General features: G+C 68.9%; 22 protein-coding genes. 17 read left to right on the forward strand and 5 right to left on the reverse strand.

What is annotated here, in order from left to right:
- Positions 1–78: 78 nt before the first annotated feature.
- From secY to rplQ, 10 genes are all read left to right on the forward strand, one after another.
- Positions 79–1,404 carry a preprotein translocase subunit SecY gene (gene secY, locus M3190_RS11910; protein WP_064003319.1) on the forward strand — a complete coding sequence of 442 codons (1,326 nt, stop codon included), beginning with the start codon at positions 79–81 and terminating at the stop codon, positions 1,402–1,404.
- Positions 1,401–1,994 carry an adenylate kinase gene (locus tag M3190_RS11915; RefSeq protein WP_251581814.1) on the forward strand — a complete coding sequence of 198 codons (594 nt, stop codon included), beginning with the start codon at positions 1,401–1,403 and terminating at the stop codon, positions 1,992–1,994. Before secY ends, M3190_RS11915 begins: the two co-directional genes overlap by 4 nt.
- Positions 1,994–2,827, forward strand: coding sequence for a type I methionyl aminopeptidase (gene map, locus M3190_RS11920; protein ID WP_251581816.1), 834 nt, complete (start codon positions 1,994–1,996; stop codon positions 2,825–2,827). Before M3190_RS11915 ends, map begins: the two co-directional genes overlap by 1 nt.
- Before the next feature lie 13 nt (positions 2,828–2,840).
- Positions 2,841–3,518, forward strand: a complete 678-nt coding sequence (locus tag M3190_RS11925; RefSeq protein WP_251581825.1) for a DsbA family protein — start codon at positions 2,841–2,843, stop codon at positions 3,516–3,518.
- A gap of 139 nt (positions 3,519–3,657) precedes the next feature.
- Positions 3,658–3,879, forward strand: coding sequence for a translation initiation factor IF-1 (gene infA / locus M3190_RS11930; RefSeq protein WP_017201569.1), 222 nt, complete (start codon positions 3,658–3,660; stop codon positions 3,877–3,879).
- 66 nt (positions 3,880–3,945) lie between these two features.
- A complete protein-coding gene (gene rpmJ / locus M3190_RS11935; RefSeq protein WP_005050492.1) occupies positions 3,946–4,062 on the forward strand; it encodes a 50S ribosomal protein L36 in 117 nt (38 codons plus the stop codon).
- Positions 4,063–4,210: 148 nt separating this feature from the next.
- On the forward strand, positions 4,211–4,585 hold the full coding sequence (rpsM, locus tag M3190_RS11940) for a 30S ribosomal protein S13 (protein ID WP_251581832.1): 375 nt from the start codon (positions 4,211–4,213) through the stop codon (positions 4,583–4,585).
- 34 nt (positions 4,586–4,619) lie between these two features.
- The gene (rpsK, locus tag M3190_RS11945; RefSeq protein ID WP_018171470.1) at positions 4,620–5,018 is read left to right on the forward strand and encodes a 30S ribosomal protein S11; all 399 of its coding nucleotides are present in this window, start codon (positions 4,620–4,622) and stop codon (positions 5,016–5,018) included.
- A gap of 117 nt (positions 5,019–5,135) precedes the next feature.
- Positions 5,136–6,125 (forward strand): DNA-directed RNA polymerase subunit alpha, encoded by a 990-nt coding sequence (locus tag M3190_RS11950; RefSeq protein ID WP_251581834.1) that lies wholly within the window; start codon positions 5,136–5,138, stop codon positions 6,123–6,125.
- A gap of 56 nt (positions 6,126–6,181) precedes the next feature.
- Positions 6,182–6,751: a 50S ribosomal protein L17 gene (gene rplQ, locus M3190_RS11955; protein ID WP_251581836.1), complete on the forward strand. Its 570-nt coding sequence runs from the start codon at positions 6,182–6,184 to the stop codon at positions 6,749–6,751.
- Between the two features lie 238 nt (positions 6,752–6,989).
- Here rplQ and M3190_RS11960 read toward each other — a convergent pair whose 3' ends face one another.
- Positions 6,990–8,933 (reverse strand): acyltransferase family protein, encoded by a 1,944-nt coding sequence (locus M3190_RS11960; RefSeq protein WP_251581838.1) that lies wholly within the window; start codon positions 8,931–8,933, stop codon positions 6,990–6,992.
- Between the two features lie 190 nt (positions 8,934–9,123).
- Between M3190_RS11960 and M3190_RS11965 the strand changes: the two genes are divergently transcribed.
- The 3 genes from M3190_RS11965 to truA are packed head-to-tail and all read left to right on the forward strand — an operon-like array spanning position 9,124 to position 11,779.
- On the forward strand, positions 9,124–9,966 hold the full coding sequence (locus tag M3190_RS11965; RefSeq protein WP_251581840.1) for a universal stress protein: 843 nt from the start codon (positions 9,124–9,126) through the stop codon (positions 9,964–9,966).
- Between the two features lie 42 nt (positions 9,967–10,008).
- Positions 10,009–10,914 (forward strand): PfkB family carbohydrate kinase, encoded by a 906-nt coding sequence (locus M3190_RS11970; protein WP_251581842.1) that lies wholly within the window; start codon positions 10,009–10,011, stop codon positions 10,912–10,914.
- 22 nt (positions 10,915–10,936) lie between these two features.
- Positions 10,937–11,779, forward strand: coding sequence for a tRNA pseudouridine(38-40) synthase TruA (gene truA / locus M3190_RS11975; RefSeq protein WP_251581849.1), 843 nt, complete (start codon positions 10,937–10,939; stop codon positions 11,777–11,779).
- 76 nt (positions 11,780–11,855) lie between these two features.
- Here the strand turns inward: truA and M3190_RS11980 are convergent, their stop codons facing one another.
- The gene (locus tag M3190_RS11980) at positions 11,856–12,416 is read right to left on the reverse strand and encodes a hypothetical protein (RefSeq protein ID WP_251581851.1); all 561 of its coding nucleotides are present in this window, start codon (positions 12,414–12,416) and stop codon (positions 11,856–11,858) included.
- 229 nt (positions 12,417–12,645) lie between these two features.
- Here M3190_RS11980 and M3190_RS11985 point away from each other — a divergent pair, with 229 nt between their 5' ends.
- From M3190_RS11985 to M3190_RS11995, 3 genes are all read left to right on the forward strand, one after another.
- Positions 12,646–13,263 carry a hypothetical protein gene (locus M3190_RS11985; protein WP_251581853.1) on the forward strand — a complete coding sequence of 206 codons (618 nt, stop codon included), beginning with the start codon at positions 12,646–12,648 and terminating at the stop codon, positions 13,261–13,263.
- A 161-nt stretch (positions 13,264–13,424) separates the two neighbouring features.
- The gene (locus M3190_RS11990; protein WP_251581855.1) at positions 13,425–14,261 is read left to right on the forward strand and encodes a fructose 1,6-bisphosphatase; all 837 of its coding nucleotides are present in this window, start codon (positions 13,425–13,427) and stop codon (positions 14,259–14,261) included.
- A 20-nt stretch (positions 14,262–14,281) separates the two neighbouring features.
- Positions 14,282–16,003, forward strand: coding sequence for a glycosyltransferase family 2 protein (locus tag M3190_RS11995; RefSeq protein WP_251581857.1), 1,722 nt, complete (start codon positions 14,282–14,284; stop codon positions 16,001–16,003).
- A 189-nt stretch (positions 16,004–16,192) separates the two neighbouring features.
- On the opposite strand, the gene M3190_RS12000 is transcribed toward M3190_RS11995, so the two are convergent.
- Both M3190_RS12000 and M3190_RS12005 read right to left on the reverse strand, forming a co-directional pair.
- On the reverse strand, positions 16,193–17,263 hold the full coding sequence (locus M3190_RS12000) for a response regulator (protein ID WP_251581859.1): 1,071 nt from the start codon (positions 17,261–17,263) through the stop codon (positions 16,193–16,195).
- An 85-nt stretch (positions 17,264–17,348) separates the two neighbouring features.
- Positions 17,349–18,359, reverse strand: coding sequence for a glycoside hydrolase family 6 protein (locus M3190_RS12005; protein ID WP_251581861.1), 1,011 nt, complete (start codon positions 18,357–18,359; stop codon positions 17,349–17,351).
- Between the two features lie 31 nt (positions 18,360–18,390).
- On the opposite strand from M3190_RS12005, the gene M3190_RS12010 reads away from it, so the two are divergent.
- Complete coding sequence (locus M3190_RS12010; protein ID WP_251581870.1) at positions 18,391–19,086, forward strand: endonuclease/exonuclease/phosphatase family protein; 696 nt, start codon at positions 18,391–18,393, stop codon at positions 19,084–19,086.
- 1 nt (position 19,087) lies between these two features.
- On the opposite strand, the gene M3190_RS12015 is transcribed toward M3190_RS12010, so the two are convergent.
- Positions 19,088–19,645, reverse strand: a complete 558-nt coding sequence (locus tag M3190_RS12015; protein WP_251581872.1) for a cell wall protein — start codon at positions 19,643–19,645, stop codon at positions 19,088–19,090.
- Positions 19,646–19,724 lie beyond the last annotated feature (79 nt).

Here is a 19,724-nt window from a genome sequence, read left to right on the forward strand (position 1 = left end):
TAACCTCCGGCCCCTGTTGCCGTATGTTGGAATGCGGCGTGCCTCGGCGCGCCCGGCATCCCACTGGAGGAAATCCCTTTGTTCAGCGCCATCGCGCGGGTCTTCCGCACTCCGGATCTCCGTCGGAAGATCGGTTTCACGCTCGGCATCATCGCCATCTACCGATTCGGCGCGCACATCCCGGCTCCGTTCGTGGACTTCCCGAACGTGAAGACCTGTCTCGACCAGTCCGGGTCGACCGAGGGACTGCTCTCGCTGGTCAACCTGTTCTCTGGTGGCGCGCTGCTGCAGCTGTCGATCTTTGCGCTCGGCGTCATGCCCTACATCACCGGCACGATCATCGTGCAGCTCCTCCGCGTGGTGATCCCTCACTTCGAGACCCTGTACAAGGAGGGCCAAGCCGGCCAGGCCAAGCTCACCCAGTACACGCGCTATCTGACGATCGCCCTCGCTCTGCTGCAGTCGACGACCCTCGTCACGGTCGCCCGTTCCGGACAGCTCTTCGGCATCACCGGCGTCGCCGAGTGCCAGCAACTCCTCACCGACGAGGCGTGGTGGGCGCAGCTCCTCATGATCGTCACGCTGACCGCCGGCACCGGCCTCATCATGTGGATGGCGGAGCTCGTCACCGAGCGCGGCATCGGCAACGGCATGTCGCTCCTCATCTTCACCTCCATCGCGGCGACCTTCCCGTCGGCCCTGTGGAGCATCGCCGTCGCCCGCAGCTTCGAGATCTTCCTCCTCGTGCTCGCCGTCGGCATCGCCACCGTCGCCCTCGTCGTCTTCGTCGAGCAGTCGCAGCGCCGCATCCCGGTGCAGTACGCCAAGCGCATGGTCGGCCGCCGCACCCTCGGGGGCAGCAACACGTACATCCCGATCAAGGTGAACATGGCCGGCGTCGTGCCCGTCATCTTCGCCTCGTCGCTCCTCTACATCCCCGCGCTCATCGCGCAGTTCAACGCCAACCCGGCGGCGGACGGCAGCGTCCCCGGCTGGGTCTCGTGGATCCAGGCGAACTTCGTCAACGGCGACCACCCGCTCTACATGGCGGTCTACTTCCTGCTCATCATCGGGTTCACCTACTTCTACGTCGCGATCACGTTCAACCCGGTCGAGGTCGCCGACAACATGAAGAAGTACGGCGGGTTCATCCCCGGCATCCGCGCGGGTCGTCCCACCGCGGAGTACCTGGACTACGTCCTCACCCGCATCACCCTGCCGGGTTCCATCTACCTGGGCCTCATCGCCCTGCTCCCGCTCCTGGCTCTCGCGACGGTCGGTGCCAACCAGAACTTCCCGTTCGGTGGCGCGTCGATCCTCATCATCGTCGGTGTCGGTCTCGAGACCGTGAAGCAGATCGACGCCCAGCTTCAGCAGCGCCACTACGAAGGACTCCTCCGATGACGCAGACCCCCGCCCGCCTCCTGATCATCGGCCCGCAGGGCTCGGGCAAGGGGACGCAGGGGGCTCGGATCGCCGGCCTCCTTGGCATCCCGACCGTCTCCACCGGCGACGTCTTCCGCGCCAACGTGAAGGACGGCACCGACCTCGGTCTCAAGGTCAAGGCGATCATCGACGCCGGCGACCTCGTGCCCGACGAGCTGACGAGCGAGATCGTCCGCGACCGGCTGTCGCAGGAGGATGCCGCGCACGGTTTCCTGCTCGACGGATACCCGCGCAACCTCGCGCAGGTCGGTCACCTCGACGCGTTCCTCGACGGTCGAGGCGAGCCGCTGACCGCGGTCATCGAGCTGTCGGTCCCGCGGGACGAGTCGATCGCCCGCCTCTCGCGCCGCGCCGCCGAGCAGGGCCGCGCCGACGACAACGAGGAGTCGATCGCGAAGCGACTCTCGATCTACGAGTCCGAGACGGCGCCGATCCTCGACGTGTACCGCGAGCGTGGCATCGTCGACGAGATCGACGGCGTCGGATCGCTCGACGAGATCACGGCGCGCATCACCGCAGCGCTCACGGCGCGCGGCATCACGGCCTGATGGTCTTCCGCCGCTCCATCTACAAGACGCCCGCGCAGCTGCGCGCGATGGTCGAGCCGGGTCTCATCACCGCCGCGGCGCTGGATGCCGTGCGTCCCGCTGTCCGCGCCGGTGCGACCACCGCGGAGCTCGACGCGATCGCGGAGCGCACGATCCTCGCCCGCGGCGCCGAGTCGAACTTCCAGCTCGTCCGCGGGTACCACCACACGACGTGCATCTCGGTGAATCAGGAAGTCGTCCACGGCATCCCCGGCGACCGGGTCCTCGAGCCGGGTGACATCGTCTCCATCGACTGCGGCGCGCAGTTCGAAGGGTGGAACGGCGATTCGGCGATCACGATCGTCGTGCCCGATCCCGACCGCCCCGAGCTCGTCGAGCGTCGTCAGCGACTCTCCGACGTGACCGAGGGTTCGCTGTGGGCCGGTATCGCGGCGCTCGCATCCGCCTCGCGCGTCGGCGAGATCGGCGACGCGGTGCAGACCTATGTCGAGGCCTCGGGGGAGGGCTACGGTATCCTCCGCGACTACGTCGGTCACGGGATCGGCCGCAAGATGCACGAGGGCCCGACCGTGTTCAACTACCGTGTCGCGGACCTCGGGCCGGAGGTGCGCCCGGGGCTGTGCGTCGCGATCGAGCCCATGATCGTCGCCGGCGACGAGGCGACCCTGGTCGAGGACGACGACTGGACCGTCAGCACCGTCGACGGTCAGGACGGCTCCCATTGGGAACATAGCGTCGCGGTGCACGATGGAGGGATCTGGGTGCTGACCGCCCCCGACGGCGGCGCCGCGGGGCTCGCGGCATTCGGCGTCACCCCCACACCGATCTCCTGAGGAGGATACGCACATGGCGACGGCCACCGGCAAGACCAACTGGTTCGCGATCTGGGTCAGCGTCGCGGTGGTCGCGGTCCTCGCGGGTGTCGTGGCGGTGGTCGCGGTGTTGAACACCCAGGCGTCGGACCCGGGCCCCGTCCCGCAGGGCAGCGGCATCGATCGCGAGACGGGGGCGATCACCTTCGGCGACGGACCCGACACCGTCGCGACCTACGTGGACTTCATGTGCCCCTACTGCGGTCAGTTCGAGGAGACCGAGGGCAAGACCATCTCGGGTCTCGTGGATGACGGCAGCATCACGCTCGAGGTGCACCCCGTCACGATCCTCGACCGGCTCTCGCAGGGAACGGAGTACTCGAGCCGTGCGGCATCCGCCATGTACGCCGTCGCCGAGGCCGACCCGGACAACGCGTACGCCTTCTTCCGGGCACTGTGGGACAACCGGCCCCAGGAGCAGACACCGGGTCTGACCGACGATGAGCTCATCCAGATCGCGAAGGACGCGGGCGTCGACATGACGGCCAGCCTCGAGAAGTCGATCACAGACCACGAGTACATGAGCTTCGCCCAGTCGCAGGAGCTGCCCGAAGGCGCCACCGGAACGCCCACGCTCGTCGTCAACGATGAGCTCGTCCCCGTCACCTACGACCCGCAGGCCGACATCGTCTCGCGTCTGTCCGCACGCTGAGCTCCGAGGCGACACGCCGAGTGGCGGGTCCGTCCGATATCACGTACACTAAATCTTTGGTGCGTTGCGCCTGCTTCGGCGTGTCACCACAATCCCCACTCACCGCAGACCGACCGGTCTGCCAACTGTAAGCGAGCGTATGGCGAAGAAAGACGGTGTTATCGAGATCGAGGGCGTGATCTCCGAGGCTCTCCCGAACGCGATGTTCCGCGTCGAGCTGAGCAACGGTCACAAGGTCCTGGCCACGATCTCCGGAAAGATGCGGCAGAACTACATCCGCATCATCCCCGAAGACCGCGTCGTCGTGGAGCTCTCGCCTTACGACCTCACGCGCGGTCGCATCGTCTACCGCTACCGCTGAGACCGGTCGAGAAGTAACGCCTCGCACACCCGTGTGCGTCGGCGAAGACAGCGAATCAGGAAAATCATGAAGGTCAACCCCTCCGTCAAGCCCATCTGCGACCACTGCAAGGTCATCCGCCGCCACGGTCGCGTCATGGTCATCTGCAAGTCGAACCCGCGTCACAAGCAGCGCCAGGGCTGATGGGATGCCGCGTTCCGGCGCGGCCTCGCAGGCTCACAACTGAACACATCTCGGCAGGATCAGAACCCGCGCAGCGGGGGACACCTCGGGTCGGAGGCCCGGGCACCGATCCTGCTCCACACCTCCACTCACTCCTAGGAGACATCGCATGGCACGTCTTGCCGGCGTTGACATCCCGCGCGACAAGCGCGTGGTGATCGCCCTCACCTACATCTACGGCATCGGCCGTACCCGCTCCGTCGAGATCCTCAGCTCGACCGGCATCGACGAGTCGATCCGCGTCAAGGACCTCACCGACGAGCAGCTGGTCGCCCTCCGCGACCACATCGAAGGCACCTACAAGGTGGAGGGTGACCTGCGCCGCGAGGTCGCCGCAGACATCCGCCGCAAGGTCGAGATCGGCTCGTACGAGGGTATCCGCCACCGTCGCGGCCTGCCCGTGCGCGGCCAGCGCACGAAGACCAACGCGCGTACCCGCAAGGGTCCCAAGCGCACCGTCGCCGGCAAGAAGAAGGCGCGCTAAAGCGCCGCCGCCACAGGTTTAGGAGAACACTCACATGGCACAGGCCAAGTCCGCTGCGCGCAAGCCGCGCCGCAAGGAGAAGAAGAACATCGCGCTGGGCCAGGCCCACATCAAGTCGACGTTCAACAACACGATCGTCTCGATCACCGACCCCTCGGGTGCAGTCATCAGCTGGGCCTCCTCGGGTGGCGTCGGCTTCAAGGGCTCGCGCAAGTCGACCCCGTACGCCGCCGGCATGGCCGCCGAGTCCGCTGCGCGTCAGGCGCAGGAGCACGGCGTCAAGAAGGTCGACGTCTTCGTCAAGGGCCCCGGCTCGGGCCGCGAGACCGCGATCCGTTCGCTGACCGCTGCCGGCCTCGAGGTCGGTTCGATCCAGGACGTCACGCCCCAGGCACACAACGGCTGCCGCCCCCCGAAGCGCCGCCGCGTCTGATCCTCGACGGATGCCGGGAGTCGCGACGTGGGTCGCGCCCCGGCATCCCGGACACAACTCAACACTTCACCAACTGCACGTGTCATATAGCGGTCACGTGACTGAAAGGAACACATAGTGCTCATTGCACAGCGTCCCACTCTGACCGAGGAGAAGGTCGGCGACTTCCGCAGCCGATTCGTCATCGAGCCCCTCGAGCCGGGCTTCGGCTACACGATCGGCAACGCGCTGCGCCGCAGCCTGCTGTCGTCGATCCCGGGTGCCGCGGTCACCAGCATCCGCATCGACGGCGTGCTGCACGAGTTCAGCACCGTCCCGGGTGTCAAGGAGGATGTCACCGAGATCATCCTCAACATCAAGCAGCTGGTGGTCTCCAGCGAGCGCGACGAGCCCATCACCGCGTACCTGCGCAAGACGGGCGCCGGCGAGGTCACGGCCGCCGACATCTCCGCTCCGGCGGGTGTCGAGGTCCACAACCCCGAGCTGGTCATCGCGACGCTCAACGACTCGGCGAAGTTCGAGCTCGAGCTGACGATCGAGCGCGGCCGCGGCTACGTCTCGGCCACGCAGAACCGCAACGAGTACGCCGAGGCCGGTCAGATCCCGATCGACTCGATCTACTCGCCGGTCCTCAAGGTCAGCTACCGCGTCGACGCCACCCGTGCCGGTGAGCGCACCGACTTCGACAAGCTCGTCCTGGACGTCGAGACCAAGTCCTCGATCAGCCCCCGCGACGCCGTCGCGTCGGCCGGTCGCACGCTGGTCGAGCTGTTCGGTCTCGCCCGCGAGCTGAACGTCGAGGCCGAGGGCATCGAGATCGGTCCCGCACCGGTCGCCGAGGTCCTGACCAACGAGCTCTCGATGCCCATCGAGGACCTCGACCTGTCGGTCCGGTCGTACAACTGCCTCAAGCGCGAGGGCATCAACACGGTGTCCGAGCTCGTCGCCCTCTCGGAGACGCAGCTCATGAACATCCGCAACTTCGGTCAGAAGTCGGTCGACGAGGTCAAGGACAAGCTCGTCTCGCTCGGCCTGTCGCTGAAGGACTCGGTCCCCGGGTTCGACGGTGCGCACTTCTACGGCGGCTACGACGACGAGACCGTCTGAGCGGACTCCGGTTCGCCCCGGTCCACTGACTGAATTTCTTTCCAGGAGTAATTGACATGCCCAAGCCCACGAAGGGTGCCCGCCTCGGCGGCGGCCCCGCCCACGAGCGTCTTCTGCTTGCGAACCTCGCTGCCGCGCTGTTCACGCACAAGTCGATCACCACGACCGAGACCAAGGCCAAGCGCCTGCGTCCGTTCGCCGAGCGCCTGGTGACGTTCGCCAAGCGCGGCGACCTGCACGCCCGCCGCCGCGTCCTGTCGGTCATCGGCGACAAGTCCGTCGTGCACGAGCTCTTCGCCGAGATCGCGCCGCTGGTCGCCGAGCGTGAGGGTGGCTACACCCGCATCACCAAGGTCGGCAACCGCAAGGGTGACAACGCGCCCATGGCCGTGATCGAGCTCGTCCTCGAGCCCGTCACCCCCAAGGCGAAGTCGTCGAAGAAGGCTGCTCCGGCTGCCGCTGCGCCGGCCGCTGAGGAGCCCGCTGCCGAGGAGACCGAGGTCGAGACGCCCGCTGAGGACGCCGCCGACGCCGGCGCCGAGTCGCCCGAGGAGGGCGCCGCTGCCGAAGCCACCGCCGAGGACGCCGTCGCGTCCGAGGACGAGAAGGCCGACGAGGCCAAGTAAGGCTCCCTCTTCGGAGGGAATCCGAGGGCCCGCCCCCGTTTCGGGGCGGGCCCTTTCTCGTGCCCGCGCGACGCCCAGCGGGCTTCGCGTCTGGCGTCGACATCATGTGCTCAGAACGAGTGCACACGCTGCGTACCGGTCACGACATGTGTTCTCGTCGCGAGCACATGATGTGGACACCACAGCCTGGGGGCGGACGAGCCGGCGCCGGTGAACGCACCCGGCCTGCGGGCGGGCGTCAGCGCGGGGTGTCGAAGGCGTCGGCGACGGCCCACTGGGCCAGCTCGACGCGGTAGCGCAGCTGTGCGCGGCTGTTCTCGACGCCGTCGATCGCGTCGGTGACAGCCTCGGCGTAGCGTTCCCCGCCGCGGACGCCGGGATGGATGCCGTCGCCCGCCAGCAGGTCCTCGTGACCGGTGATGGCGCTCGACCAGTCCGCGATCGCGACGCCCGGAGTGCGCGCCGCGAACGCTTCGAGCTCGTCGTTCACGCCCGGGATCCAGTCGCGCGGAGCGTGAGCGGTCACGAGCACGAGCGTGCGGTCCGGGCCGACATCCTTCTTCAGGCGGGCCAGATCATGGGAGTCGACCGGTCCGTTCGTCCCGAGCCCGACGACGACGTAGTCGCGCAGCTGCCCGCCTGCGGCGAGACGGTCGACGATTGCGACACCCGCCGCCATCGACCGTGACACCTTCGCGTCGATCTCGGCCCCCGGCATCCGATCGAGCAGTCCTCCGGCGGACGCGAGCATCACCGAATCGCCCACGGCGGTGACACGGGCGCCGGCGACGCGGATCTCCGCCGGGGGAGCGGGGCGGCCGTCCGGCGGCGTGCAGAGGCCGTCGTCGTCGCTGAGGTGCGCCGACGGGCACTCGGGCCGCAGGACGGCGTCCTCGCTGCGGACGGCGGCGCCGGGCAACGTGGCGTGGTGCGAACGAGCGGATGCCGCGTTCAGAGCGGCGCGCCCGTCCCGGACAGCTGCTTCGCTCGAGGCCACCTGAGGCGCGTCCGCGACGGCGGCCGTCGTCCCCGCGACGACGAGGATGCCCGTGGCGACCGCAGTCGTCGCGGCGAGTCGGCGCACCGGACCGGCCCGGAACGCGCGCCCGACGGCGCGCAGCGACGCACGGAATCCGAGGCGGCGCACGGGCTGCTCGATGAAGCGGAACGACACCTCCGCGGCGAGGACCGTCAGCGCGAGCGTGAGCAGCGCGACCTCGAGCGGCACGGCGACATCGGGCGACGAGCGCGTCGTCGCCACCGTGAGGATGACGACGAGCGGCCAGTGCCAGAGGTAGATCCCGAAGGATCGCTCACCGACCCACCGCAGCGGCGCGACGTCGAGCAGGCGCCCGAGCGGCGAGCCCGGGCGCACCGCGCTCGCGATCGCGACGACGGTCAAAGCGGATGCCGCGACCAGAAGCCCCGGGAACGTCTCGACTCCGTCGCCGGGCGTCACGAGCGCGAGGGCGACGATCCCGACGAGGGCTGCGCCGCCGACGACGGGCGGCACCCCGCGCCGACGCTCGGACGGACGCAGGAACGCCAATGCGACGCCGAGCAGCAGCCCGAAGGCATGGGTGTCGGTGCCGTAGTACACCCGCGTCGCTCCGCCGCCGGAGAGCCAGACAGCCGCGAGGACGGATGCCGCGGCCAATCCCACCGCGACTGCCCCTCGCCCGCGGCGCAGCCGCAGGAGGAGGGGGAGCAGCAACGGCCAGAGCAGGTAGAACTGCTCCTCGACGGCCAGGGACCAGAGGTTCCGCAGCAGCTCGGGGGCGGAGGAGTCGAGACCGCCGCCGAAGTAGGAGGAGCCGTTCGCGACGGCGACCCAGTTGTAGGAGAAGGTCGCGGCGCCCAGCAGCTGCCCGCCGAGACCGACGAGGATGTCGCCGCCGACCATCCAGGCGAGGGACGCGGTCACGAGAACGACGACGCCGATGGCGGGCAGGAGGCGTCGGGCTCGACGCCGCCAGAAGTCCGCGAGCCCGATACGTCCGTTCGCCTCCCGTTCGCGCAGGAGGAGTGTCGTGATGAGGAAGCCGGAGATCACGAAGAAGACATCGACACCCAGGAACCCGGAGGGCAGAGCCGGGAACAGGTGGTAGACGACGACGAGCAGGACGGCGACGGCGCGGAGTCCGTCGAGCCCTGGCAGGCGCGCGAAAGGAGGTCGAGTCATGACGAAGCGGAGGGGATGTCGAAGGGCGAGTGGGCGATTCGCGGCATCCAGTCTAGGTCGGCATCCTGCATGGCCACCCCTTCCCGCCCCGGCCATGGCCGGATAGGTTGGCATCACCGAGACACGGACGAGCGCCCCAGACGTCACCGCGATCCGGCTGGCGCATCGTCCCCCAGAAGGGACGTGCAGCATGGCTGGGAAGATCATCGTCGGAGTGACGGGCGCACCCGTCTCGCGCCGCGCGGTCGACTGGGCGATCGATCGCGCCGCACGACGGCACCAGTCGGTCGAGCTCGTGTCGGTCGTCGGCGGCGCGGTGGGGGCGGTCGGCGAGGCTGAGGTCCTCGGTGCGGCCCAGACCGCGACCCAGCAGCTGCTCGATGGGGAAGCAGCCCGAGTGACGGCCGCCGGTGTCACGGTCTCGACGCGGGTGGAGTCCGGCAATCCCGTCACGAAGCTGATCGATGCCGCCGCGGGCGCGGCGCTGCTCGTCATCGGCAGCGACTACCGCGGGCCGGGCACGGGGCCGGCGCGCGGGGTCCACGGCATCCGGATCGCTGCGGGGGCGAAGTGTCCCGTCGTCGTCATCCCCGATCGGGACCTCGGCGAGGGGATGGGGGTCGTCGTCGGCATCGACGGCTCGGATGTGTCGGAGCACGCGATCGAGTTCGCCGCCGCGGAGGCCGATCGCCTCGGCGAGCCGCTCATCGCCGTCAACGTGTGGACGCCCGTGCACACGCCGCGCAACGCGATGGAGGTCTACCCCGACCTGTACCTCGCGAACATGCAGTCGACCGCCGAGGAGGTGCTGGCGCTCTCGGTCGCCGGTTTGTCGTCGCGCTACCCCGACCTGCGGATCGTCCGTCGTGTGGAGCGCGGCTATCCGTCTCAGGTGCTCGCGGGGATCGCGGCCGACGCGCGCATGGTCGTCGTCGGCACCCACGGCCGCGGAGCGATCGCGCGGTTCCTGCTCGGGTCGATCAGTCAGGAGCTCCTCTCACACCTGCCGACGGTCACCGCAATCGTCCGGTGACATCGACGTGCGCGCCCGAGGGCGACGTGCGAAAGTGAGGGCATGACCTCACGGCCTTCCGTCCTCGTCCTCGGCGAGGCGCTCATCGACATCGTGGAGCGCGAGGGCGGTGACGTCGAATTCGTCGGCGGCAGTCCCGCGAATGTCGCCGTCGGCATCGCACGGCAGGACATCGCCACGCACCTGCTGACGCGCCTCGGCCGCGACGACCGCGGCCGGCGCATCGCCGATCAGGTGACGGCGTCGGGTGCGCTGATCCACGACGCCTCGTGGACGGATGCCGCGACCTCGATCGCTCGTGCGCGGCTGCGTGCCGACGGCTCGGCGGCGTACGAATTCGACATCGTGTGGGCGCTCGACGCCGAGGCCGCGGCGGAGGCGGCGGAGGCGGCATCCGTCGTCCACTCCGGATCGATCGCGCTGTTCCTGCAGCCCGGGGGAGAGGTCGCGCTGTCGACCCTGGAACGCGCGAAACGGGCGGGCACGATCGTGACGGTCGACCCGAACGTGCGGCCGGCGCTCGTCGGCTCCGACCCGCGGCCGGTCGCCGAGCGTGCTTTCGCCGCCGCGACGCTGGTGAAGCTGAGCGACGAGGATGCCGAGGCGCTCTATCCCGGTGCGTCCGCTGCCCGTGTGCTCGAGACGATCGCGGCGCTCGGTCCGCGGGTCGTCGTGATGACGCGCGGCGGTGAGGGGGCCCTCGCTCTCGGTCCGTCGGGTGTCGTCGACGTCGCGCCTCTGGTCGTCGAGGTCGCCGACACGATCGGCGCGGGTGACGCCTTCATGGCGAGCCTGATCACGAGCGTCGTCGACGACGCCGACCTCCTCGGGGGTGACGTCGCCGCTCTGCAGCGAGCGCTTCGCCGCGCCGCGGTCACCGCGGGCATCACTGTGTCGCGGCCGGGCGCCAACCCGCCCACGCGCGCGGAGGTCGACGCGGCGGTCTGACCGCCGCGGATAGGCTGGCACCGTGCGCCTGCGGATCGATCTCGCCTACGACGGCACCGACTTCAAAGGCTGGGCGCGGCAGCCGGGCCTGCGGACCGTGCAGGGGACGCTCGAGGCGGCGATCGCCCGCATTCTCGGCGGAGACCCGCGGCTGGTGGTCGCCGGTCGAACGGATGCCGGGGTCCACGCATCGGCGCAGGTCGCGCACCTCGACCTCACCGACGGGCAGGAGCGTCGGCTGCTGTCGGGACGGAGGCCGGAGCCCGAGGCGCTCGCCGCGCGCATCAATGGAGTGCTCGGTCCGTACCCGGACGTCGCCGTCCACCGGGTGGGTGTCGCGCCTGAGGGTTTCGACGCGCGCTTCTCGGCCGTCTGGCGCCGGTACGCCTACCGCGTCGCGGACCGCGTCACCGGGTACGACCCGTTGGAGCGCGGCCGCACGACGTGGGTCGCGGCGGACCTCGACGTGGCGGCGATGGATGCCGCGGCCCGCAGCCTGCGCGGCCTGCATGACTTCGCCGCGTACTGCAAGCCGCGTGAGGAGGCGACGACGATCCGGACGCTGCTGGAGTACGGGTGGCAGCGGGAAGAGTCCGGTGCGCTGGTCGCCTCGGTCAAGGCGGATGCGTTCTGCCACAGCATGGTGCGGGCGCTCGTCGGCGCGTGCGTCGCGGTCGGGGAGGGGCGGATCGGGATCGATCGGGTCGCGGGGATCCGCGACGAGCTCGTCCGTACGAACGAGGTCAAGGTGCTGGCGGCGCGAGGGTTGACGCTCACCGAGGTGGGCTATCCCGCCGACGACCTGCTCGCGGCACGCGCCGAGCAGACGCGCGCGCGACGGGAACTGGGCGCCGCCGACGACTGAGCGGTACGCGGCACAAACGAAGAACCCCCGGACCGCGGCCCGGGGGTTCTTCGTTGTGCGATGGTTCGCGAGTGCCTTATGCCCGACGCGTGCGGCGGACCGAGGTCGCGACCGCGATGCTCGCACCGGCGAGGACGAGGACGCCGCCGCCGACCCAGAGGCCGAGGAGTGCGTCACCGTCGAAACCGGTCTCGCCGAGAACCGGACCACCGGCGCTGCCGCCGTCCGAGCCGCCGGCGGCCGCGGCGACCCCGAAGGTCGTCGACGCGGACGTGCCGCTCTCGAGACCCACCGCGGAGAGCGTGTACTCGCCCGAGGCGTTGGACGGGAGGGTGACCTCGACGGAAGCGTTTCCGTCTGCGTCCGCAGCCTTCGTGGTGGAGGTCGAGCTGACGGCGAAGGAAACGAACGCGAGCGTCGCCCCGGCGCCGTTCTCACCGGTGAGGGTGAACTGCACACCCTCATTCGGCTGGAAGTCAGCGAAGGTGAAGGTTCCGGTGCCACCGGGAGCGATCGTCCCAGGGGAGCTCTCGACCACGGGGGAGGGAGTGTAGGCGCTCGCGACGGCCGGTGCCGCGAAGACCGCCGCGATGGCGACGGCGAGAGCCGCCGCGGCCTTGCTGATCTTGTGCTTCATGGTGCTTCTTTCGGTCGTCGTGAGTTCGAGGCGCAGACGGCAAAAGAAGATCCAACCGACCGCCCCCCGTTGGTTGGACACTGCAAGTATTCAGGAATCGCTCAGGAACAGCAACTATGGCGGGTTTCCATCAGGTAAACACTGTCGCGCCTCGACACATCGGGCGCGCCCGGCGCCCGGCGTCCGCGCTTGTAGACTGACGGCACCGCAGGGAGGGGTCATGATGCGGATGAGAACCATGCGTCTGGCCGCTGCCGCAGCGGTCGTCGGAAGCGCCGTCGTGCTGTCGGGCTGCGGCCCGTCGCCCTGGGCGTTGCAGAGTCCGACGCCGTCTGCTCCGCCGGTCGTGTCGAGCCCCCCGGTCGTGGTTGCCCCGCCGGTGGAGAACGACCTCTCGAGCGGTTCGACCCAGCGGGACCTGAAGGCCGGCGCCGTGAGTGTGGCCGTCAACTACTGGTCCGACCTGCGGATGGATCGGTGGACGGCCAACGCCGTCAAACCCGTCAGTCTGTCGCTGGTGACGACCATCACGCCCAACGACGGACAGAAGGTGTACCTGCAGAAGGCCACCATGCTCGCCGTTCCGGCGAACGCCGAGGAGACCTTCCCCGCCCTGGACCCGCAGGTCGACGAGGCGAGCGTGAAGAACGGCTACCTGGTCCTGAAGCCGTACAGCTATTCGCAGACCTTCAACGTCGGTCAGGTCCCCGAGGGAGCGACCTACGTGACGCTGCAGTTCACGTACGACTTCCTCGTGCAGACCAAGCCCAAGGCCGACGAGTACGCGAAGCAGACTGCGACGGACACGGTGACCGTCGCCATCGCGCAGCAGGCGGCATCCGGCTGAACCTCAAGAACCTCAAGATCCGGTAAAGGCCAGCGCGAGGCTTCACGAAGTCGCCGGAGAGCGGGGGTTTCCGCCCCTACGGTGAAGACGTGGCACTGGCGGCGGCGACCCGAACCCCGCCGCCGGTGCCCTCCATCCTTCACACCGAACGAGGTTCGCGCATGTCCATCCGTCCCACCGCCCGTCGCCGGCTCGGCGTCGCCGCCCTGGCCGCCGCGGCTGCGCTGTCCCTCTCGGGGTGCGCCCAGGTCGTCGATGCCTTCAACTCGATCTCGGGGACGACCGAGAACGTGGCCGCCACCCCGGCTCCGAACGCGACGCCCGCAACCGGGACGACGGAGATGCCGTTCGACTCGCAGTTCACCTACGACGGCTCCGTGCAGATGACCTACGAGATCGCGGACGGGCTCGACATCATCCTCGACTTCTGGGCCGTCGACTCCAAGCGCACCCGCGAGTGGTACCCGGACAACGCGAAGACCTTCGGCTTCGCGGTCAACGTGAAGGACACCCGCGTCGACGAGAAGGCGGTGCTCAAGCAGAAGCGTCGCGTGTACCTCTCGAACGTGTCCATCTCGTCGCAGACGGCGCAGACGTCGAACCAGGTGAGCTCGCCGTTCCAGTTCAGCGCCGACCCGCGCACGCTCGTCCCGACCGACACCATCCGCTCCAGCAAGGGGCTGCTGATCAACAGCTACCAGGGCGGTCTGCTCGTCCCCGAGACGACCATCAATCAGCTGCCGCCGGACACGTACGGCATCACGCTGCAGTTCGCGCTCGACGTCTGGGTCGAGGGCACCGCCAACGACGACAAGTCGTTCGTCCAGCAGACGGTCTACCCCGTCATCCCGATTGCGATCTATCCTCGTGAGACAGAGACCGACGGGTCCACGGGGGGCGCGACTGACGGTACGTCGTCTGACGACGGCTCCCAGGGAACCACGGGCTCCGACGGGTGGACCACCACCCCCGGGTCCGGCGGTCCCACCACTCCGTGAATCCAGTTCGAGGAACCGACGTGACGAGTCCGTACATCCCCGGCCCGCAGGGCTGGCAGCCCGCGCAGCCCGCAGCGGGCGCGCAGCCGCCGGCCGGCGCGTGGCCGGGTCAGGAAGCGCAGTGGGGTCAGCAGCCCACGTGGCAGGCCGCGCAGTGGCAGCAGGCTTCGCAACCCGTGCAGCCGGTTCAGCAGCCTGTTCAGCCGCAGTGGCAGCAGCCCGCGCAGCAGTGGCAGGAGCCGCAGGCGCAGTGGCAGGATGTCGCGCCGCAGGGCTCCTGGCAGACGATGCCCGATCAGGCGGGGTACGCCGCAGCTCCCGGCGGTCCGGGCGAGATCGTGCCGGTCGACGAGTTCGCCGATGACTTCGCCTCGGTCCTCGAGAACCACTCGGTGCACCGCTCGACGATCGGGTGCGTCGTGCCGGCGTACAACGAGGCCGAGTCGATCGCCGACGTCATCCGCTCGCTTCTCGAGCAGAGCCGCGTGCCCGACGTCATCCACGTCGTCGTCAACAACACGTCGGATGACACGGTCAAGATCGCCTCCGAGTTCTCGGGGCCGCACGAGGTCGAGACCGAGCTCGGGCTGCAGTTCACCGAGGTCTTCGTCCACGACATCGGCAAGAACCCCGACAAGAAGGTCGGCGCGCTCAACTACGGCTACGCACTCGTCGAGGGGTACGACTACCTGCTCGGTGTCGACGGCGACACGACCGCCGACCGACGCGCGGTCGAGTACCTCGAGAACGAGGCTGTGTCGGATTCGCGTATCGGCGGCATCTCGGCGATCTACACGATCGACGATCGACCCATCAAGGGCTTCATCGCCAAGTGGCTGATTGCCGGCCAGCGCACGCAGTTCGCGGCCTTCAACATGCAGAACCTGCTGCGCGGCCGCAACATGGCCGTGCTCGGCGGACAGTTCTCGATCTTCTCGACGACCGCACTGCGCGATGTCATGAAGGAGAACCACCAGAACTCGCCGTGGGTCAAGGACTCCGAGGTCGAGGACTCGCTGCTCTCGCTCCAGATCAAGTCGGCCGGCTACCTCACCAAGATCAGCCCGTTCGCGCGAGCGGATGTCGGTGGCATGACCACGCTCAAGGGCTACGACGCCCAGCAGGTGAAGTGGACCTACGGCGCCATCGAGCTGATGTGGCCGGGTCAGCGCGGAGACACGAAGGGGCAGCCGTTCCACCCGAACCTGCGCCTGCGGTGGTTCGAGCAGTTCTCCATGCTGACGAACTTCTTCGTCCGCGTCGCGTTCCTGACGCTGCTCGTCGCATCGCTGTCGATCAACGCGTTCGTGTTCTCGCCGTGGTGGCTCATCCCGCCGCTCGTCGCCGCGGGGCTGAACCTGCGCATGGCGCGGGCGATGGAGAAGTCCAACTCGCGCGACATCGCGTTCGCCGTGCTGCTGTTCCCGGCCGAGATCTTCATGTGGATCCGCATCAGCCACTTCATCCGCTCGTGGACCCGCTTCCTCTCCAAGAAGAAGGTCGACAACTGGGCGCTGCAGGCGCGTGCCGAGAAGGGTGGCGTGAGCTTCGGCCACTGGACGCCGTTCATCATCCTGGCGATCGTCGCGATCGCGATCGCGGTCATCTGGAACCTGCTCGATCCGATCACCCAGTCCGCCATCCTGTGGGTCGGCTGGCCGATCGTCGGCGTCGTCACAGTGCTGCAGACCCTCACGATGGCCATCAAGCTGTTCCAGCGCCACCAGGGGTACAAGGTCTGACCCGCTCGACAGAAGCCCCCGGAGTTCGTCTCCGGGGGCTTCTGTTTTGTGCTCGCGGTGGTCGCGGATGCAATGGATCTGGGGCGACACGCCGGGTGGTCGCGCGTGGACGCGGGGTGTCGCGCGGCATCCATTGCATCCGTGCACAGGATCGGCGGATGCCGGTGTCGCGGGCCCCCGTGGGCGCGGTCAGGCGCCGGCGACGGTCTCGGAGGTGAGGCGGTAGCCGACGCCGCGGACGGTCTCGATGTACCGCGGGTTGTTCGGGTTGTCGCCGAGCTTGCGTCGCAGGTTGGTCATGTGCGCCTCGATCGCGCGCTTGTCCGCCTCGCCGACGAAGTAGCTCGTCACGTAGGACTCGCCGCGCAGCACGAGGGTGAGGTCGGCCTTGCTGCGCACACGGCGCTTGGACTCCATAAGGGTCGACAGCAGATCGAACTCGGTGCGGGTGAGGGTGAGCTCCCGCCCGGCGACGAGGACGACCCGGTGCTCGGCGTGCACGGCGAGGTCGCGGTGCACGGTCCACCCCGGTCCGCCCACGGGCGGGACAGCGGATGCCGGGGCCACCGCGTTGCCCGGATGTGCGACCGGCGGCTGCGCGCCGTACTGCGGCGCGACCTGGGGCGGCATCGACTGCTGCGGCGCACCCTGCTGCTGTCCACCTTGCTGTGGCGCACCCTGCTGCGGAGCGATCTGCGGCGGGAGCACCACGGCGTTGCCCTGCTGCGGCTGCTCGCTGTAGACCGGGGTCATGATGCGCTCGTCGAACACGGGGGAGGTGGGGACGGCGTCGTACTGCGGGGCGGCGGGCCGCGCGCCGGGGAAGGACGGTCCGGTCGCCTCCTGGCGGGGCGCCTGGGCGACGCTCGTGCCGGTGGCCCGCGGGCGGCGCAGCAGCGACTCGACGCGCGCGCGCAGCTCGCGCGGGCGGAACGGCTTCACGACGTACTCGTCGGCGCCCGCACCGAGGCCGAGGACGACGTCCGCCTCCTCCTCGAGCCCGGTGATCATGATGATGTAGGTGTCGCTCTGTGCCCGGATGCGGCGGGCCGCCTCGAACCCGTCGATACCGGGCATGTTCACGTCGAGGGTCGTGATCAGCGGCTGGTACGAGAGCACCGCGCGCACGCCGTCGATGCCGTTGCCGACGGAGACGGTTGAGAAGCCGGCGGCCTCGAGGACCTCGACGATGAGATGACGGATGTCGGGATCGTCCTCGACGATGACCGCCGTCTTATGCATCGACATCGAATCACTCATCGATGTAGCCCCCCGATTTGCGTGTGAAAGTCGGTCCTCATGCTACACAGAGGCGGGCGACCGCCTCGCGCACGACGACAGCGCCTCACCGGACGTCCTGGGTCAGTTCGACGCCCGCTTCGGGCCAGTAGACACCGGCTGCGGGGCCTCCGTTGCACTGACCGTCGCTCTCGCCGGGAGGCTTGATCCAGAGATTGGTGTCGACCACGGCGTCGTGGAATGAGCCGCCCGGATCGCCCACGAGCTGTCCCGAGGGGTTGCACCATTCGCCGCCGGAGGTCGCCGCGCCGCTGCGCGAGGTGTCGACGATGGCGTGCGCACCGCCGAGGAGCGCCGAGAGCGACGCCGCGTACGCGAACTCGTCGGCGGGTGCCTGGTAGTTCGAGACGTTGGTCGCGAACCCGCGGACGCGGTCGATGACACCCATCTGCGTGATGAGGTCAGCCATCTGGTCGGGCGGCAGCCAGTTGCTGTGTCCGCCGTCGATGTAGATCCAGGTGTTGGGGGTCGTGATCAGATCGACCGCGGTGCCCAGCTGCCGTGCACGGTCGGCGATGTTGCCGCACTCCTGCGACAGCGCGATGCTGTCGGGCTCGAGGGCGACGATCTTCTGCACATCGGGAGCGGTGTCGAGGGCGGCGCCGATCTCGCGCAGCCACACCGGGTAGTCCTCTTCGGAGAGGCCGCCGGAGGAGTGGTTGCCGCAGTCACGGCCCGGCAGCCCGTAGACGACGAGTGCGACCGACCGGCCCTGATCGCGTGCCTGCGAGATGAGGTCGAGCACGGTGCCGCCGGCCGTGCCGATCGGATCCTGCTCGGGGGTGAGCCAGTACGCGGTGGGCTGGGCGGCGAGGTACTCGGCGGCATCCTGCTGCTCACCGGAGAGCTCGCGTGCGGCGGCGGCGGCCTTCGCCTGCGTCGGCGCGATGACCGTCGTCCCCAACTCCGGAGCACGCGCCGTGAGCGCCTGGAATCCGCGCGTCACGGCGTTGCCGACGACGCCGATGAGCACGAGGACGACGACGAGTCCCAGCACGATGCCCACGGGGACGAGTACGCGGGCCGGGGGCATCCGCAGCTTCTTCCTGGGAGCCACTCTTGAACTCTAGTCATAGGCTGATACTCCGATGATCACTGTCGTCTCGTACAACCTGCGCAAGCACGCCGCAGCGGGAGAACTGACCGAATTGGTGAGCCGCTACGACGTCGACGTGCTGTGCCTGCAAGAGGTCGACACGACCGACATGCCCGAGCGTATCGGCGGTCTGGTGCTCGCCGACGCGACACGGTCGAATCGCCTGGGCCTGGCGATCTACTACCGCGAGAACGGGTTCCGCGCCGGCGCCAGCCGCACCTTCTCGCTGAAGAAGTCGCTGCACGACATCGTGCTCAAGCCCGCGGACGAGCGGATGCTGGGGCTCCACCTGCGTGATATCGACAACGGCACCGAGTTCATCGTCGCGTCGTTCCACGCTGCGCCCCTCACCGCGTTGAACTCGCTGCGCCGTCATCAGATCCGCGCGGCGCTCCGCGAATTGTCGACGCTGGGCAAGGGGGCACCGATCCTCATGGTCGGCGACTTCAACTACCCGGTCTTCAAGGAGAACCTCGGGCAGGTCATCCGCGAGAGCGGCTACGAGCTGAACCTCAGCGATGCGCGGACGTACACGCGGTACAAGTTCTTCAAGGGCTACTACGACTTCGCGACGTCGAGCGGGTTCGAGATCCAGCAGGTGCGCACCCTGCCCCAGGGAGCGAGCGATCATCTGCCGATCCTGGTGACCGCGAAGCCGATCGTCCGGTCGAAGCCGAACGTCGCCTGACTCAGTCGTCGATGCGGTCGCGGCGGCGGCGCAGACCGGTGGCGATGAGGATGACGGCGCCCGCGGCGACGAGCGCACCGGCGCCGATCCACAGCCCCATGAGCTGACTGCCGTCGAAGCCCGCGCGCACGAGCGGGTCGCTGCTGGTGCTCGTGTCGATCACCGCGCTCGCCGTGCCGCCGGCCGAGCTCGCCGAGACCGCCGCGATGTTGTAGACGCCGCGGGCGTCGGCAGGGAGGGTGATGCGGATGGTCGGGAGGGCACCGTCGGAGTCGGACTCGTAGACGGCGCTCGCCGTCGACACGGCCATGCGGACCTGGGCGAACGTCGCACCGGCGCCGTTCTCGCCCGTGACGGTGACGGTGACCGTCTCGTTCGCACCGAACGTCGTCGCGTCGCACGAAAAGCTGATCGTGTCACCCGGGCCGGCACCCGCGGCATCCGATTGGCAGGCGTCCACCGGCGGGTAGATCGTCGACGCGTGGGCAGCGGCGGGCGCCCCGGCGATCATCGTCGCGAGGAGGAGAGAAGTGAAGAGGGCGCGAGGGGAACGGCGCATGGGTGCTGCTTTCGGGGCCGGGAGCTCACCTGAGTGTAACCGAGGTGCCCCGACCTGGGGTTTCGGTCGGATGACGATC

Source organism: Microbacterium oleivorans (genome assembly GCF_023715745.1).
Lineage (GTDB): Bacteria > Actinomycetota > Actinomycetes > Actinomycetales > Microbacteriaceae > Microbacterium > Microbacterium oleivorans_D.